At 40.4% G+C, this 16777-nt stretch carries 21 protein-coding genes, 2 tRNA genes and 1 pseudogene; 12 read left to right on the top strand and 12 right to left on the bottom strand.

The features are described 5' to 3' along the window. Positions 1 to 73: 73 nt before the first annotated feature. The 7 genes from prc to ABMY41_RS00695 form a co-directional block, all read right to left on the bottom strand. Positions 74 to 2098: a carboxy terminal-processing peptidase gene (prc, locus tag ABMY41_RS00725; RefSeq protein WP_349273922.1), complete on the bottom strand. Its 2025-nt coding sequence runs from the start codon at positions 2096 to 2098 to the stop codon at positions 74 to 76. A gap of 27 nt (positions 2099 to 2125) precedes the next feature. Beyond that, a complete protein-coding gene (gene proQ / locus ABMY41_RS00720) occupies positions 2126 to 2776 on the bottom strand; it encodes an RNA chaperone ProQ (RefSeq protein ID WP_054551396.1) in 651 nt (216 codons plus the stop codon). A gap of 14 nt (positions 2777 to 2790) precedes the next feature. Further along, positions 2791 to 3069 (bottom strand): hypothetical protein, encoded by a 279-nt coding sequence (locus tag ABMY41_RS00715; protein WP_054561593.1) that lies wholly within the window; start codon positions 3067 to 3069, stop codon positions 2791 to 2793. Beyond that, the gene (locus ABMY41_RS00710) at positions 3066 to 3527 is read right to left on the bottom strand and encodes a GAF domain-containing protein (RefSeq protein ID WP_054561594.1); all 462 of its coding nucleotides are present in this window, start codon (positions 3525 to 3527) and stop codon (positions 3066 to 3068) included. The genes ABMY41_RS00715 and ABMY41_RS00710 overlap by 4 nt, the downstream gene beginning before the upstream one ends. Before the next feature lie 125 nt (positions 3528 to 3652). Beyond that, a complete protein-coding gene (locus ABMY41_RS00705; RefSeq protein WP_054561595.1) occupies positions 3653 to 4048 on the bottom strand; it encodes a hypothetical protein in 396 nt (131 codons plus the stop codon). 153 nt (positions 4049 to 4201) lie between these two features. Further along, positions 4202 to 4292, bottom strand: a tRNA-Ser gene (locus ABMY41_RS00700). A gap of 41 nt (positions 4293 to 4333) precedes the next feature. After that, a tRNA-Ser gene (locus tag ABMY41_RS00695) sits at positions 4334 to 4424 on the bottom strand. A gap of 259 nt (positions 4425 to 4683) precedes the next feature. Between ABMY41_RS00695 and ABMY41_RS00690 the strand changes: the two genes are divergently transcribed. The 12 genes from ABMY41_RS00690 to ABMY41_RS00635 all read left to right on the top strand — a co-directional run bounded on the left by ABMY41_RS00690 (position 4684) and on the right by ABMY41_RS00635 (position 12755). After that, positions 4684 to 5349: a Bax inhibitor-1/YccA family protein gene (locus ABMY41_RS00690; protein WP_062564480.1), complete on the top strand. Its 666-nt coding sequence runs from the start codon at positions 4684 to 4686 to the stop codon at positions 5347 to 5349. Positions 5350 to 5404: 55 nt separating this feature from the next. After that, the gene (gene tusD / locus ABMY41_RS00685) at positions 5405 to 5758 is read left to right on the top strand and encodes a sulfurtransferase complex subunit TusD (RefSeq protein ID WP_349273921.1); all 354 of its coding nucleotides are present in this window, start codon (positions 5405 to 5407) and stop codon (positions 5756 to 5758) included. Then, positions 5755 to 6111: a sulfurtransferase complex subunit TusC gene (gene tusC, locus ABMY41_RS00680; RefSeq protein ID WP_058585115.1), complete on the top strand. Its 357-nt coding sequence runs from the start codon at positions 5755 to 5757 to the stop codon at positions 6109 to 6111. Before tusD ends, tusC begins: the two co-directional genes overlap by 4 nt. Before the next feature lie 47 nt (positions 6112 to 6158). Next, positions 6159 to 6374: a DsrH/TusB family sulfur relay protein gene (locus tag ABMY41_RS00675; protein ID WP_235591819.1), complete on the top strand. Its 216-nt coding sequence runs from the start codon at positions 6159 to 6161 to the stop codon at positions 6372 to 6374. A gap of 3 nt (positions 6375 to 6377) precedes the next feature. Further along, positions 6378 to 6707 carry a TusE/DsrC/DsvC family sulfur relay protein gene (locus ABMY41_RS00670; RefSeq protein WP_175079584.1) on the top strand — a complete coding sequence of 110 codons (330 nt, stop codon included), beginning with the start codon at positions 6378 to 6380 and terminating at the stop codon, positions 6705 to 6707. After that, positions 6707 to 7354, top strand: a complete 648-nt coding sequence (locus tag ABMY41_RS00665; RefSeq protein WP_175079583.1) for an rRNA large subunit pseudouridine synthase E — start codon at positions 6707 to 6709, stop codon at positions 7352 to 7354. Before ABMY41_RS00670 ends, ABMY41_RS00665 begins: the two co-directional genes overlap by 1 nt. Further along, entirely contained in the window at positions 7347 to 7781 is a 435-nt protein-coding gene (locus tag ABMY41_RS00660) for an NUDIX hydrolase (protein ID WP_287243974.1), read from the top strand. Before ABMY41_RS00665 ends, ABMY41_RS00660 begins: the two co-directional genes overlap by 8 nt. Positions 7782 to 7958: 177 nt before the next feature. Next, a complete protein-coding gene (mnmA, locus tag ABMY41_RS00655; protein ID WP_058585134.1) occupies positions 7959 to 9059 on the top strand; it encodes a tRNA 2-thiouridine(34) synthase MnmA in 1101 nt (366 codons plus the stop codon). Beyond that, the gene (hflD, locus tag ABMY41_RS00650) at positions 9059 to 9661 is read left to right on the top strand and encodes a high frequency lysogenization protein HflD (RefSeq protein WP_289096532.1); all 603 of its coding nucleotides are present in this window, start codon (positions 9059 to 9061) and stop codon (positions 9659 to 9661) included. The genes mnmA and hflD overlap by 1 nt, the downstream gene beginning before the upstream one ends. A 33-nt stretch (positions 9662 to 9694) precedes the next feature. Continuing rightward, positions 9695 to 11065, top strand: coding sequence for an adenylosuccinate lyase (gene purB, locus ABMY41_RS00645; RefSeq protein ID WP_054561603.1), 1371 nt, complete (start codon positions 9695 to 9697; stop codon positions 11063 to 11065). Between the two features lie 73 nt (positions 11066 to 11138). Then, positions 11139 to 12284, top strand: a complete 1146-nt coding sequence (locus ABMY41_RS00640) for a cupin domain-containing protein (RefSeq protein ID WP_289096530.1) — start codon at positions 11139 to 11141, stop codon at positions 12282 to 12284. A gap of 12 nt (positions 12285 to 12296) precedes the next feature. Then, positions 12297 to 12755, top strand: coding sequence for a GNAT family N-acetyltransferase (locus ABMY41_RS00635; RefSeq protein ID WP_349273917.1), 459 nt, complete (start codon positions 12297 to 12299; stop codon positions 12753 to 12755). A 54-nt stretch (positions 12756 to 12809) separates the two neighbouring features. On the opposite strand, the gene ABMY41_RS00630 is transcribed toward ABMY41_RS00635, so the two are convergent. The 5 genes and pseudogenes from ABMY41_RS00630 to ABMY41_RS00610 all read right to left on the bottom strand — a co-directional run bounded on the left by ABMY41_RS00630 (position 12810) and on the right by ABMY41_RS00610 (position 16771). Beyond that, positions 12810 to 13256: a DUF4826 family protein gene (locus ABMY41_RS00630; protein WP_054561606.1), complete on the bottom strand. Its 447-nt coding sequence runs from the start codon at positions 13254 to 13256 to the stop codon at positions 12810 to 12812. A gap of 113 nt (positions 13257 to 13369) precedes the next feature. Next, positions 13370 to 13543, bottom strand: a pseudogene (locus ABMY41_RS00625) (DUF924 family protein); the annotation flags it as partial. Positions 13544 to 13628: 85 nt separating this feature from the next. Then, positions 13629 to 14873 carry a lipoprotein-releasing ABC transporter permease subunit gene (locus ABMY41_RS00620; protein WP_138600620.1) on the bottom strand — a complete coding sequence of 415 codons (1245 nt, stop codon included), beginning with the start codon at positions 14871 to 14873 and terminating at the stop codon, positions 13629 to 13631. Continuing rightward, the gene (gene lolD, locus ABMY41_RS00615; RefSeq protein ID WP_175079576.1) at positions 14863 to 15561 is read right to left on the bottom strand and encodes a lipoprotein-releasing ABC transporter ATP-binding protein LolD; all 699 of its coding nucleotides are present in this window, start codon (positions 15559 to 15561) and stop codon (positions 14863 to 14865) included. Before lolD ends, ABMY41_RS00620 begins: the two co-directional genes overlap by 11 nt. Further along, entirely contained in the window at positions 15554 to 16771 is a 1218-nt protein-coding gene (locus ABMY41_RS00610; RefSeq protein WP_062564488.1) for a lipoprotein-releasing ABC transporter permease subunit, read from the bottom strand. Before ABMY41_RS00610 ends, lolD begins: the two co-directional genes overlap by 8 nt. Positions 16772 to 16777: the final 6 nt, after the last annotated feature.

Raw genomic sequence — 16777 nt, 5'->3', positions numbered from 1 at the left:
CTAACCTGTTTTAGGTAGCAAAAAAGGCGCTTAAGCGCCTTTTTATTAATCGATATTGCTAATTAATTGCTAATTATTTCTTAGCGATACGACCATATTTTATATAATCTTGGGTGATTAATGCCGCTTCTTCTAAGAAAGGGTCTAGCTCGTCAAGGCTATCAGGTAAATCGTCAAGCTTCTCTACTGGCTTTTCACCAAGGCGAACAAGTCGTTCATTAGCACGTTCTAACGCGCGTTCTTCACCTTCGTCTTTCTCTTTTATGCGCTTTGCTTCAACCAATGAGATTGTCTTACGGTCTTTCTCTTCTTGATAGCGTTCAATGTCAGCAAACACATAACCAAACTCAGGCTCATCTGCAATACGCGCATCATGAAGCTTATTAACGTAAGCAATCGCTGGCTTTAGGTTATCAACAGAGTTGTACTTAGCACGAATGATGCTATCCCAAGGTAAGGCGTTGTCTTGTTGACTCTCACCCCACTCTGATGGCTCAATTGCCGATGGGAATGACACATCTGGGATCACGCCTTTGTGCTGTGTGCTTCCGCCATTAATTCGGTAGAATTTTGCAATGGTATACTGCACGCTACCTAATGGATGGTCGTATAAGTCATAAGCACGGCCAAGTGGTTTGTGCTGCTGTACAGTACCCTTACCAAAGGTTTGCTCACCAATCACAATAGCACGGCCGTAATCTTGCATTGCTGCTGCAAAGATCTCTGAGGCAGATGCACTGTAGCGATCAACTAACACAGTTAGCGGACCATCATAAAAAGTGACACCGTCACGATCTTTTTGCTCTTCAATACGATTATTCAGGGTATGAATTTGTACAACAGGGCCTTGGTCGATGAACAAGCCAGATAACTGAGTCGCTTCGTAAAGTGAACCGCCCCCGTTTTGACGTAAATCGATGATGATGCCGTCTACTTTAGCTTCTTTTAATTTCGCAATTTCAACTTTAACGTCTTGCGATAAATTGTTATAGAAACCAGGGATTTCAATCACACCAATTTTGCTGGTTAAGTCTGAATATTTTGCTTCAAATACTTCAGATTTTGCAGCGCGATCTTCTAAGCGAATTTTATCACGCGTAATTTCAACCACTTTCGGTGTGCCGTGAGCATCTGCCCCTTTAAGATATTGCAGACGAACTTTTGTGCCTTTAGGACCCTTGATCAAATCAACGACGTCATCTAAACGCCAGCCAATTACGTCAACAAAGTCTTCGCCTTCTTGAGCAACACCAATAATACGATCGTCTGCTTTAATTTGTTCTGATTTATCAGCTGGGCCACCAGGCACTAAACTACGGATAACTGTGTAGTCTTCATCATAGCTAAGCACCGCACCAATACCTTCTAATTCAAGATCCATATCCATCTTGAACTGTTCAGCGCGTCGTGGTGATAAATAAGAGGTATGTGCTTCGATGCTTCGTGCGAATGAATTCATCACGATTTGAAACGCATCTTCACTGTTTGTCTGAACTAAACGTTTTTGCGCATTGTGGTAGCGTTTGGTCAAGACTTCTTTAATGCCTTGCCAATCTTTACCAGTCATTTTTAATCGTAAAGCATCGTATTTAACGCGCTGACGCCAAAGTTCATCAAGCTCAGCTTGGCTTGTTGCCCAATTAGCGTCTTCGCGGTCAAACAGATACTCATCTTCTTTATCGAACTTCATTTCGTTTTCAAGTAACGATAAAGAATAGTCATAGCGTTCAAAACGACGTTTTAAACTTAAGTTAAAAATATCAAAGGCAAATCCCAATTTACCTGTCGACAATGCATTATCAAATTGGTCTTTATATTGCTCAAATGAGGCAATGTCAGAGGCTAAAAACACATTCTTATTGTAGTCGAGAGATTCAATGTAACGATCAAAAACCTTCTCAGATAATTCATCGTTAAATTTAATTGGTTTGTAGTGTGCACGAGTAAATAAGTTTGTCACCCGTTTGCTTGCCGTACTATGTTGGCTTTCTTGCTTGAGTACTGGCAGGTCTTTTTCAGTCAGATTGTCTGAAGATGCCAATAATGAACCTGAAAACAGGGCAGCGACTAACGGAATGAGCGTAAACTTTTTACTCATACACAACTCCTTTATTTTTTACAGCTATTAAATGATATACAGGCTGTCTGCTTTGGTCTTAACTTGCATCCCTGTTACTAACTCAACGTGAACTTCATCTTTATTCACTTCAGTAATAACCGCGTTTACAAGTGCTTGGCCAAGTTTAACTTTAACTTTGCTATTAACCTTGACCTCTGAGGCAGGTAAAGGTTCAACTTTTCCTGAACGTTTTGCAGGAGCAGCTTTAGCAGGCTTATTATTTACTTTAGCGCCTTTTTCGCCAGATTTAGCGTGGTGGCCACTATTCTTTTTGTAAGATTTTGTGTCACCGTCTTTGCGTGGACGTTGTGGCTTCTTACGCTTCGCCATTTTAGCGCGGCTTTCTTCTAACGCTTTTTGTGCGTGCTCAATGTGCTCTTGTTCTACTTTTTCGTCTTGATTACCATCAAGATCGATACGGAACTCAGACTTAGTCACAGCTTCTAAATAGCGCCAGTTTGAGGTGTACTTTCTTAGTGCTTGACGAACCTGAGTCTTACTTACTTTCTCAGAACCTTCAATACGCTCAGCGATATCTTTAAAAATACCTACTTTAAGCGGCTGAATACCGTCTTTTTGTTTAAAACATTGTGGAAATTCTTGGTATAAGAAATCCAGTACTTCATTAATATCTTTTAGCTTGTTTGTGGTTTCCATGTTAGAACCTTTTATTACATCTTTTCATCAAGTGATGAATCGACATAGTGTGTTACCCAGTCGGTCAACTCTTCGAAGTCCGCTTCAATAAGCGCTAAATCACCACGAAGGTGTTCCCAAATACCATTTATAATTTCATCAATTGATTCACAGTCAAGGTCATCCGGTAGACGTTCCCATGCCATATGAATCAAGTCGTTGAGCCTTTCGGCAACAACTTCTTCTTCCCCTTCCCAATCACCAACATCTTGGATTGCAAAGAGGTAATCTTGCACATTTAGCAGATCTTTCATTTTAGATTTGCCTCAAAGCATTTTACCAATGCTTCTAAACCAGCTTGATCATCAGCATCGAATCGCGCAATGCTTGGGCTGTCGATATCAAGTACAGCAAATACTTTACCGTCTTTGAAAATCGGCACAACTACTTCTGAGTTAGATGCAGCATCACAGGCAATATGACCAGCAAATGCATGCACGTCTTCAATGAGTTGTGTTTGTTGTGTTTGCGCGGCAGTTCCACATACCCCTTTACCTACTGGAATACGGATACATGCAGGATTACCTTGAAACGGCCCTAGCACTAATTCTTCAGGTGAATCCATTAAATAAAAGCCCGCCCAATTGATATCCTCTAAAGAGGTAAATAACAGCGCACTAATATTTGCCATGTTGGCAATAACATTTGATTCACCAGTGATTAGCGACTCAGTTTGTTTAACTAATGACTGGTAAAAATCTTGCTTTTGCATACCAAACACCTTCTTATTAAACATACAGTAGCTAAAGGTACTCTTTGTAGACGACAAATGAAACCTTTTAAGGGCAAAAAAAAACATTTTGCCCTCAATTTCAGTCAGCTTGATTAAATATTCTGCTATTGATGAGAAGATTGTGTTGTAAGGCCCTGTCTTAAACCAAATAAAAACAGTCCAGCTGCCAGAGCAGACATCACAGCATTGACTATAAAAGCCATACCTGTTGTAGCGCTAAGTAAGTAGCTGAAAATAGCGCCACCTAGTAAGCCAAGTGTCAGAACACCTGAATAATTAACCTTTGCATACTTATACATAAGTAAATAACCAGGTACCACAAACGCTGCCATAGTAAGACCTACAATGTGGGCATTGGCGATTGCGCTAACGAATAAGTTAAAGAAAATGTTTAAACCATTTCCTTCAAGTGTAAACGCATAATAAAGGCCTAAGATACAACCGATGATCACAGGCGATAATAAAGAAAGTCCGACACTCTTTGCTAAACGATGTTTCATAAATTCCCTAATGTCACAAAGATAATACGAGAAGTGTTAAGCATGGACTAACTAGTTAAAATGCGAAATATCGACAATAGTCGTAATTTGCAGAACAAATGGAAAAGCAAAAGAAACAAAAAAGCCGCTGAATAAATTCAGCGGCTTCAATGATGGTGGAGAGATAGGGATTTGAACCCTAGAGGGGCTACAAACCCCTGCCGGTTTTCAAGACCGGTGCATTCGACCACTCTGCCATCTCTCCGAATGCGAAAACCTACCCGCTTGCGCCAGTAGTAAAAATAATGGTGGAGAGATAGGGATTTGAACCCTAGAGGGGCTACAAACCCCTGCCGGTTTTCAAGACCGGTGCATTCGACCACTCTGCCATCTCTCCGACGGCGTGCATAATAGATAAAGCGGCCGTGCTTGTGAAGCTTTTTTTTCAAAAAACTGTTTAAGTGATTAAAAAACAATTAATTTGCTCAGCATTAGTACAACAGCGTTTAGATTGTGCGCAACATTGAACTTTTCGATTATTTATCTTGTCTATTGATCCACAATAGTTTGCCCAAATATATAACTCTTGATAGGCTTAGTTCAGTTTAATAATTGGAACTAACGAACGTATAAGTTCATTTAAAGGAGCTCTAACAATGGCGTTTAATCAATCGTACAATACTGCAAGACCGGTAATGTCGACTATTGAAACCAATAAAGTTTTAAAGAATACCTATTTCTTACTGGCGATGACACTAGCATTTAGCGCAGTGACAGCAGGTATATCAATGGCAATGAATCTACCTTATTTTATGGGGTTAGTATTTAGTTTGATTGCATTCGGTGTGCTTTTTGTTGTTAACAAAAAGGCAGACAGTGCATCAGGTGTTGCTTGGGTATTTGTTTTCACAGGTTTAATGGGCGCAGGACTTGGTCCAATGCTTAACTACTACGCTGCAATGCCAAATGGCCCTATGCTGATTATGCAAGCGTTAGGCTCTACTGCGTTAATCTTCTTTGGTTTGTCGGCTTATGCGCTTACCACTAAAAAAGACTTCTCATTTATGGGTGGCTTTTTAACTGTGGGTTTAATCGTGGTTATTATTGCAAGCCTAGTTAACTTATTTATTGGCAGCTCAATTACCTTTATGGTTATTAATGCTGCAGTTGTGCTAATCATGTCTGGTTTAATCTTATTTGATACTAGCCGCATTATTAATGGCGGCGAGACTAATTACATTCGCGCAACAGTTGCTTTATACCTGAACGTATATAATTTATTTACGTCTCTTCTTCACCTACTTGGTGCAAGTGATGACTAATTAAATAGTTCTGCTAAAATAGCCCCTTTCTAGGGGCTTTTTTATTGGATGCGTTTTGGCACAATTTGTACTTTCTCTTCATACCGCGCCGACCGATCACGACACAACTCAACGGCTAATTAAATTTGCACAGGCCTGTCTTGAATCTGGTCACTCAATTGCAGCTATCTTTCTTTATCAAGCTGGTGTTTACCACGCAAGTAACCATTTAGAACTTGCCAGCGACGAGCTTCCGATTAATCGTTTGTGGCAGTCGTTAAGTGAGCAAGATATCCCTCTTCTGCTATGTGTCACTGCTGCTGAAAAGCGTGGCTTAGATATCGATAACACAGGCGTGTTTACCGTCGCTGGGCTTGCAGAATTTGCGATGCTTGTCAGTGAAGCGGATAAATGGGTGCAATTTAAATGAAAAACATTTTAGTAATAAGCCAACATAGCCCATTTGACGATCAACATATTCGTGAATCACTCGACACGACACTAATTTTTGCTGCTATTGAACAAAACATTAGTTGGCTTCTAAGTGGTGAGGCAGTTTTAGCATTGAAAAAAAATCAACAACCAGAGCAACTTGGCATTAAAAACTATTTTAAAACCATTAAAACCCTTGAGTTATACGATGTTGAAAACATATATGTATGTGAAAAGTCGTTGATGGATTTTAACCTTTCAGAAGATAGTCTGATTATCGATGTTAAAGTAGCTAACTTTGAGCAACAGCGAGACTTAATTAGCCAACAGCATCAAGTGGTGACCTTATGAGTACCTTGCATATTTTTTCAAAACCCTTAGCTCACTATTGCAATAATATGTTGGCAAATTTAATTTCTTCAGAAGATACAGTGCTACTTGTTAGTGACGCTTGTTATAACAACATGCAGTTTAAGCAGTTCTCTTCAGCAATTCATTTACTTGAAGAAGATGCTGCAGCCCGTGATATTTCATTTAATCAAGGCGATATCGCAATAAACTACGCGCAGTTTGTAGAAATGACTTTAAACGCAAAAAACACGATTACTTGGTAAACCATGCTTGAATTTAATAACAAACAGATAGAAACAGACAAACAAGGGTATTTACTTGATTCAAACGATTGGTGTGAAGATCTTGCACCCATTATTGCTGAGCAAGAGAACATTACCTTAAGTGAGCAGCACTGGGAAGTTGTGCATTTTGTGCGTGATTTTTACGTAGAGTACAACACCAGCCCTGCAATACGCATGCTGGTCAAAGCAATGGCCCAAAAGCTAGGTGAGGAAAAAGGTAATAGCATGTATTTGTATAAGCTATTCCCTAAAGGCCCAGCAAAGCAAGCGACTAAAATTGCAGGTTTACCTAAACCGGCTAGGTGTATTTAATGGTTAATAAAGCCAATAGCAAACCACGTCGCAGCAGCGGACGAACTTATTCAAGGCCGACTCAAAAACGCCAAGTTAAAAAAGCAATTAGCCCTGAGCAGCGAAAAGTGGTGCTATTTAACAAACCATTTGATGTGCTTTGCCAATTTACCGATGACCAAAACCGTAAAACGCTTGCCGACTTTATTACTATTAAAGACGTGTATGCAGCAGGACGCTTAGATAGAGATAGCGAAGGACTGTTGCTACTTACCAACTGCGGTAAATTACAACACACACTCACTGAACCCAATAAAAAAACAGCTAAAACTTATTGGGTGCAAGTAGAAGGTGATGTTACTGATGAGGCTATCTTTGCACTTAACAAAGGCGTAGAGCTCAAAGATGGAATGACCAAGCCTGCCAAGGTTAGGCGTATTGACGAGCCGTCAATTTGGCCACGTACCCCGCCCGTTCGCGAGCGTAAAAACATACCAACCAGTTGGTTAGAAATATCTATCACTGAGGGCCGTAATCGCCAAGTTCGCCGTATGACAGCGCATGTTGGCTTCCCTACTTTGCGATTAATTCGTTACAGCATTGGTAACTATACCCTTGATGGATTAGAGAATGGCCAGTTTAAAGTAGTGAACAACCCTGATGCATAAACCAAATGTCACAGTGGCCGCCATCGTCACATGCCAAGACAAATTTTTACTTGTTAAAGAGCGCGATAAACACACAGGTGATATTTGCTATAACCAGCCTGCGGGTCATCTAGAAGCCAATGAAACCTTAGCAGAAGCAGCTCATCGCGAACTTATTGAAGAAACAGGCATTAGCCTTAATGCCTGTCACCTTGTTGGCATTTATAATTTGCATGCCGCAAATGGCGTTCACTATATTCGTTTTAGCTTTGCTTTTAATAGCCCAGAGCTATTTGAACCATCTCCCCAAGATGATGACATTCTTAGCGCAGATTGGTTTAGCCTTGAGCAAATTAAAAGCCTGCCGCTTAGAAGCCCTCTGGTTTTAAAATGCATTGAAGATTATTTAGCTGGTAAAGCCTACCCACTTAGTTTGATTTACCAATAACCACTGTGATTTTGGCTGGTTTGGGTGTCTAAAAGTTTGCTATGCCCAAACCACTATTACTTGCAATCAATGCCTTGCCTAAATCGCTTTTAATTCCAACTGAAACTCGCATCTTGAGGTGGTTTGGGTATATAATATCGGCCTTTCCATAGCAGTTAAAAAATGACAGCGAATATTATGAGCGAAAATAGTCACATTAAAGTCATCGTGGGTATGTCCGGCGGTGTTGATTCTTCTGTATCAGCGTATTTATTAAAGCAACAAGGCTATCAAGTTGAAGGCCTGTTCATGAAAAACTGGGAAGAAGACGATAATGATGAATATTGCGCTGCAGCTGAAGACCTACAAGACGCACAAGCTGTGTGCGATAAGCTAGGTATTGAGCTTCACACTGTAAATTTTGCAGCCGAATACTGGGACAACGTGTTTGAATACTTTTTAGCAGAGTACAAGGCAGGTCGTACACCAAACCCAGACATCATGTGTAATAAAGAAATCAAATTCAAAGCATTTTTAGAATTTGCAGCACAAGCACTTGGTGCTGATTACATCGCTACTGGCCACTATGTTCGCCGTGAAAAGCGCGGTGATAAATTTGTAATGTGTCGTGGCCTTGATGACAACAAAGATCAAAGCTATTTCTTATACACTCTAAGCCATGAGCATATTGCGCAAACACTTTTCCCTGTTGGCGATATTGCTAAGCCTGAAGTACGCCGCATCGCTGAAGAGCAAGACTTAATCACTCACGATAAAAAAGACAGTACCGGTATCTGTTTTATTGGTGAGCGTAAATTTAAAGACTTCTTACAAAAATTCTTACCAGCACAGCCAGGTAAAATTGAAGATACCGATGGCAACGAAGTGGGTGAGCACGAAGGCTTGATGTACCACACACTTGGTCAACGTAAAGGTCTATTAATTGGCGGCATGAAAGAAGGTTCGGGTGAACCTTGGTATGTAGTTGATAAAGACGTTGATCGTAACGTATTAGTGGTTGGTCAAGGTAAAGACCACCCTCGCCTGTACAGCAATGGTTTAAATGCAAACCAGCTTCACTGGGTTGACCGCGAAGGCCCTAAAGGGACCACACGCTGTACTGTTAAAACTCGTTATCGCCAAGAAGATATCAGCTGTACTTTACTTGTTGGTGAAGATGGTATGGCACGCGTATTATTTGATGAGCCACAAAAAGCAGTGACACCGGGCCAATCAGCCGTATTCTACGCTGACGAAGTCTGTTTAGGTGGTGGTATTATTGATTCGGTGATCAAATAATGACAGAGCACCAAGTCATGGCTTTAGCTGCCATGTGTCAAGTTGTTAAACAAGTACAAAAAGTTGCGCAATATGGCCAAGGCAGTGATCACGAATTAGAAAAATTACTAAACTGTATTGTCGAAACATCACCAAATAGCCCTGAAGACGTGTATCAGGGTAAACATAATTTACGTGAAGGCTATCGCATTTTGATTGCACAGCTTTCTGCCGGCGCAGACAAAGACGTCGAAATCGTAAAATATGTGGGTGGTTTAATGCAATTAGAACGTGCATTAAGTTCAAAACAAAACAGCTTAAATGAATTAGGTCGTCGCATTGATGATGTTAAACGTCGCCTCGACCACTTTGCTATCACAGATGATACTGTAGTAGCAGCGCTTGCTGATATTTACTCATCGGTGCTAAGCCCCCTTGGGCATCGTATTCAAGTGTATGGCAAGCCAGAGTTATTAAAACAGCAGCTCACGCAAAACAAAATTCGTGCCCTATTATTGGCCGGAATTCGTAGTGCCGTGTTATGGCGACAAATGGGCGGTAAACGCCGTCACTTTTTCTTTGCAAAAAGAAAAATCCTCGCCATTGCTAAACAATCAATTTAATTATCGTTCAAACTAGACAATTTAGGAGTCATTATGGAGCTTTCAGCGTTAACCGCTATCTCTCCGGTAGATGGTCGCTATGGCAGCAAGACCACGGAACTACGCAGTATTTTCAGCGAATTTGGTTTAATCAAATACCGTGTAACTGTTGAAGTTCGTTGGTTACAAGCTTTATCTGCAGCTAGCGCAATCAAAGAAGTACCGGCATTTAGCGACGAGGCTAATGCTTTACTTAATGCCATTGTTGATAACTTTAGTGAAGCTGATGCAGCACGCGTTAAAGAGATCGAGCGCACAACTAACCATGACGTAAAAGCAGTTGAATACCTACTTAAAGAAAAAGTAGCTGATAACGCAGAGCTTAACGCAGTTAACGAATTCATTCACTTTGCATGTACTTCAGAAGACATCAATAACCTGTCTCACGGTTTAATGCTTACCGAAGCGCGTGACAAAGTATTACTTCCATACTGTGACCAACTTCTAAATGCATTAAAAGAAAAAGCAGTTGAGTACAAGTCAGTTGCAATGATGACACGTACCCACGGTCAACCAGCTACTCCTTCTACAATGGGTAAAGAGTTTGCAAACGTCTACATGCGCTTAAAGCGTCAACGTGACCAAATTGCTAACGTAGAAATGTTAGGTAAAATCAACGGTGCTGTAGGTAACTACAACGCTCACCTAAGTGCATACCCAGATTACGATTGGCACAGCCACGCTGAGCAGTTCGTAACGAGCCTAGGTCTAACTTTCAACCCGTTCACAACACAAATCGAGCCACACGATTACATTGCTGAGTTATTCGATGCAGTTGCACGTTTCAATACTGTATTACTTGATTTTGACCGTGACGTTTGGGGCTACATTGCACTTAACCACTTCAAACAAAAAACAATCGCAGGTGAGATTGGTTCATCAACTATGCCTCACAAAGTAAACCCGATTGATTTTGAAAACTCTGAAGGTAACTTAGGTATTGCTAACGCTATCTTTACTCACCTTGCGCAAAAACTACCTGTTTCTCGCTGGCAACGTGACTTAACTGACTCAACAGTGTTACGTAACCTAGGTGTTGGTATGGGCTACACACTTATCGCTTACCAAGCGACATTAAAAGGTGTTAGCAAGCTTGAAGTAAACGAAGAGCGTTTATTAGCAGAACTAGACCAAAACTGGGAATTACTAGCAGAGCCAATCCAAACGGTTATGCGTAAATATGGTATCGAAAAGCCATATGAAAAACTTAAAGACCTTACTCGTGGTAAGCGCGTAAACCAAGAAATCATGGCTGATTTCATCGATGGTCTTGAGTTACCTGAAGAAGCAAAAGTAGAAATGAAAAAATTAACTCCGGCTAATTACATTGGTCGTGCCGTTGAGTTCATCGACAACTTAGCTTAAATTCAAATTAAGACTTAAAAAAGCGAAAGGCCTTCCTTTCGCTTTTTTTATATCAATTCGCTTAGGTCATGTTATGTATCAATTAACCATCAATTCATTAACCAAAGAGCAATTTTTAGCTGAGTATTGGCAGAAAAAACCATTACTTATAAAGCAAGGCTTCAAGGATTTTGCAGATCCGATTGAGCCCGAAGAATTGGCCGGTCTTGCCATGGAAGAAAGCATTGAATCACGTATTGTGACCAATCACTCAGATGATTGGCAAGCATACCATGGTCCTTTTGAAGACTTTAGCTTGCTAACTGAAAAGCACTCAACATTACTGGTGCAAGCAGTTGACCATTGGCATAGCGATGCAGCACAACTACTGGAGCCATTTCGCTTTATTCCAAACTGGCGTATCGATGATTTAATGATCAGCTACTCTACCCCGGGTGGTGGCGTGGGTCCGCATTTAGATCAATACGACGTGTTTATTATTCAAGGTGAAGGAAAGCGCCACTGGCGAGTTGGTTTACCTGATGCGAACTTAAAGCAATTTGCACAAAATAAGAGCCTGTTACAAGTTGAGCAATTTCCTGCCGTGATCGACTGTGTGTTAGAGCCGGGGGATATTCTCTATATTCCACCAGGTTGCCCACATGAAGGTTACGCAGTTGAAAATGCACTTAATTACTCTGTAGGTTTTAGAGCGCCAAATCAACGCGATTTACTATCACAATTTGCCGATCACCTCATCGATACTGAGCTTGGTAATCAACGATATGGTGATGCAGAGCTTAAGTTGCGTTCATCTAAAGGTGAACTTAACCAAACTGAAGCAGAAAAAGTAAAGCAACTTATGATTGCTGCGATTAATGATGACGCAGTATTCAAGACTTGGCTTGGTAACAGTATGAGTCAGCCAAAACATGACATGGATTTAGCGCCTTTAGAGGAGCCATATACACTAGATGACGTAAATGACTTACTCAATGATGAAGACGTTGTTTTTGAGCGTTTAGGTGGTACCCGTGCCATTTATCAAGTAATTGACGATAAAATACTTTTAAGTATTAATGGTGTTAATTATATGCATGATTTAACTGACCTTGAATTAATAACAAAGCTCACAGATCAAACCTGCTTGATCTCTGCTGACATAAATTGTTCAAAAAATAATCACATTTTCTTGAAAACCTTTACTACACTTTTAAATGAGGGTATTTGGTTTTGTTAGGAGCGTGTGTTTATGAGCTATCAAATAGATGAAGTTGAATGGAGTATCGACAAGGAACTCTTACAACAGATCAGAGAGCGAGTATTTGTATGCGAACTACATATTCCTAAAGACATTGAGTTTGATCATTTAGATAAAACAGCACATCACGTACTCGTGACCGACGAGTGTAAATGCCCAGTTGCTACTGGGCGTTTATGTAATGATGGTCTCATTGGGCGAATTGCAGTTTTACCTGAACATCGTAACCGTTCGGTTTACAAATCATTATTGAATTACTTAGTAGGCATGGCTCAAAAGCAAGGCTGTGATTGCGTCAGCATTAATTGCATATTGAACGAAGTAGATAGATTTAAACGAAATGGCTTTTCGGCTGATGGCTTAGTATTTATGGAGGCTGGTATTCCAAGGCAGCGAATGCTCTGCCCTATTAAGCAATTTGATACGCGGCCATTCACTTTGGTGCATTAAGGTATATGTTAAATAAAAAAGCTGAATAACATTATTCAGCTTTTTTATTAGAAGTTATGCTGGCTCGTTTTGCCACATTTCTTCTTTTTCAAATAGCTCATATAAACCATGAGCACGGTTGATTAACAGGTTAGCAAAATCAACTTTGGTTTTATCTACCGCACCTGATTGCATTAGCTGATCAGCCTTCATTTGCCACTGCATTGAGAAATAACGTAATACTTCACGTGCATTATTTGCTGCACTTGCTTCAGCGTGATCGGTAGGTAAACGACCGGTGATCACCCAATAGCTCTTACCGTTTTGTGCTTTAAATTTCCAAATCGCTACTAATGGCGCGATAAAACGGCTTTCTTTTTCTACAACAGTTTGCGGAATAACGCCTTTTTCAGCTAAATGCTTTTGTGCATTTTGGAAACATTCTCTTTGCCAAATAACACTTTGTTTTTGCGCTTCGGCTTGTTCTTCTGGTGTTAATGGTCTTGCTTGTTTTTGTTCCATTGTGGTTACTCTTTTACAACATTTCTGACACTTTAAGGTTTAAAATGGCGCTGTGCAAGTGTTTACGGGGAATCAAAGAGCATTTTAATTTACTTGCGTACTATTCAGTCAACTCAGAAAGAAGAGTTAGGCTCAGTTAAGAATTGCAGCTCTTCAGAGGTTGATTCACGACCTAAAACTTTATTGCGATGTGGGTAGCGACCAAACCTATCAATAATCACTTTGTGCTTTAGTTCAAATTCATAATTACTCATGCCTTTAAACAATTGCTCAGCTTGCTGATTCAACTTCATCTGATTGCTGATACCAAGCTTCTGGTCCTAATTCATTAAACCAGAAATCGATAATCCTTTGCTTATCCATAAACACTCCTTAATTACCCAGTACTTTTGCAGGGTCAACTCGGGTTGCTTGCCACGCAGGATATAAGGTAGCCAAAATAGCGAGAACAAAGGTAACAATCACCGTGATAACAATATCTTGCCAAACTAATTTACTGGGTAAAAACTCAATAAAATAAACCCCTTGTAATGGGTTATCGCCAAATAAGTTACTTGCCCAAGTGAACAGTTCACTGATGTTTAACGCAAGCATCACACCGATAATCGTGCCCAGAATTACCCCGATTAAAGCTTGTGTAAAGCCTTGCATTACGAAGGTTGCTAAAATGGTGCTATCTTGTGCGCCCATGGTTTTTAAAATTGCGATGTTTGCCTGTTTTTCACGTACTTCCATCACTAAAGACGAAACAATATTAAAACTCGCTACGGCAATTATTAAAAACACCACGATATACACAATAGTGCGAACCATTTGAATATCTTGATATAAGCTACCCTGAGTTCTAAACCAACTCGATACATAGACATAATCTGGTATAACTTGCCCAACACGCATCGCTGTTTGATGGGCCGCGAACACATCAGCTACTTGTAATCGTAAACCGGTTACTTGGTTTTGCTCAAAACTCAACACGCTTTGCGCTTTATCAAGGCGAATGAAAGCCGCTGTTTCATCAATTGGGCCACCCATTTTTATAATACCCGCAAGATTCAAGCTAACACGCTTTGGAGCCAATAAAGTGTTACTTTGCTGGTTTATCTGTGGGATTAATAAGGTAACTGGGTCGCCAATTTTAAGGCCCAATCGGTTAACGATTTGTTGGCCTAAAAGCACATCTTCTTGTTGTAGCTGGCTAACTAAGCGCCCTTCTGTGAATTGGTTTAACGCCGACACTTGGTTTTCAAATTCAGGGCTTACACCACGCACTTCAACTGCTTTTAACTCACTTTTATATTGCGCCATGCCGTTGACACTAATAAACGGCGCAGCACCTGTTACACCGGCTTGAGAGCGTAGTAGAGCAACTTTTGACTGCCAATTATTGATTGGTTTGTTAGGGGCAACATATTCAACCTGAGGTACAACCGATAAAAGGCGATGTACTAGCTGCTGCTCAAAACCATTAATAACTGATAAAGCAACAATTAGCACAGCGACACCTAAAAGTATGCCGATTGTCGATGCTTTAGCGATAAAACTAACAAAACCGTTTTGTCCGTCTTTTTGGCCACTATGGGCACGAAAGCGTTTTGAAATAAAGGCACTAAGCAACATGCTGAGACTCTTTAATTGCGAGTTTACCATCATCTAAATAGGCAATTTTGCCTAGTTTATCTGCAAGTTCTAAATCATGGGTTACCACAACAAAACTGGTTTTTAAGCTAGTATTTAATTCTTTAATTAAATCGTAAATCTTAATTGCGTTTTGTTTATCTAAGTTACCGGTTGGTTCATCGGCAAGCACCAAAGCAGGCTCGGTTACTAATGCACGTGCTATTGCAACCCGCTGCCTCTCACCACCTGATAACGCCGAAGGTTTATGTTCACTGCGATGAGATAACCCTACTTTATCTAGCATGTGACGGGCTTTTTCGGTTGCCGCTTTTGCGCTTAAGCCTTTAATTAATAATGGCATTGCAACATTTTCAATGGCAGTAAATTCCATTAATAGATGATGGAATTGATAAATGAAACCTAAATTTTCATTTCTGAAACTGGCTTGTTGTTTACGGTTTAATTTAGAAACCTGCTGACCTTTAATTTCAACCTTGCCTGAGCTTTCGTTATCTAAGGTGCCTAATATATGCAATAAGGTACTTTTTCCTGAGCCAGAGCTCCCTACAACAGCTAGCATTTCGCCTTGATTAAGTGCTAAATCAACCCCTTTTAATACCGCAACCTCGTTATCGCCATCTTGATATACTTTATTTAACTGCTGACAATTGATAACTAAATCACTCATAACGTAATACCTCTGCTGGATTCACTTTTGCAGCTTTTCTGGCAGGATACAAGGTAGCTAAAAAGCTCATCGCAATACTCCCTGCGGCAATAAAACTCAAACTCATAACATCAAATTTAACGGGTAAACTCACGCCCGCTAGTAAATTGATGCCTAACATATTCAATAATTCATTAATGTTGCTACTTAATAGCACACCAAGTAACGCACCAATACTGGTACCGATAAGGCCGTTATATAAGCCTTGGATCATAAACACATGCTGTACTTGTAACGGAGTTAAGCCAAGTGTTTGTAAAATAGCGACTTCACTTTGCTTCTCGCTGACCATCATGGTTAATGCTGAAACGATATTAAACACTGCAACGAGCACGATTAAGCCAAGTAACATCGACATAATGCGCTTTTCCATTGCCACAGCGGCAAATAATGTGCCTTGGCTAGCTCGCCAATCAGTCACAGTGTAATCGTTTAAAATAGCTAACTGAGATTGCAATACTTGCTCAACAGCAAATGGTTCATACAGCGATACACTCAAATTAGGGGCTGCTGATTTTGCTAGTTTTAAAACTCTGCCTAACGAATAGCCACTGGTAAATGCCAATGACATATCAATTTCAGACTGTGTTTCATACAGTGCAGCAACGGTAAACAAGCGCTGACTCGGTACTCTACCAAGGGGGGTATACGAACTAGCGTTAGGCATGATCACCCGTACTTTATCCCCAAGTGAAATACCCAATTTGCGGCTCAAATAGCGGCTAATCGCAATATGGTAGTTGCTGTCCATCACTTGTGACCAATTGCCGGCAACAATTTTATCTTTTACGTTATAGATGGAGCTTCCTTCATCATAAAGGCCTTGTAACAATACGCCGTGCAAATCTTGGTTAGTTTGTAAAATGGCTTCGCCATGGCGGTATAGGTTAACTTGTTTAACATCTTGAGAATTTGCTAGTTGCTGCTTTAACTGCAACATGGTTTCTTTCGAATTATCTTCGGCTGATACTTCAATATGGGGAATTAAACCAAGCATGTTGGTTTTAAGGTTATTTTCAAAGCCATTCATTACTGAACTGACTGTAAACAAGGCCATTAAACCAATAGCAATGCCCGCGATAGAGAAAAATGAAATAAATGAGATAAAGGCATTGCCCTTTGAGGAGCGACTATATCTCAGCCCTATAAAAAGGCTAACAGGTTGAAACATAATAAA

Source organism: Pseudoalteromonas sp. BZA4 (assembly GCF_040104395.1).
Lineage (GTDB): Bacteria > Pseudomonadota > Gammaproteobacteria > Enterobacterales > Alteromonadaceae > Pseudoalteromonas.
Note: the sequence above shows the minus strand (reverse complement) of the source record. Positions and strands in the feature narration are given on the sequence as shown.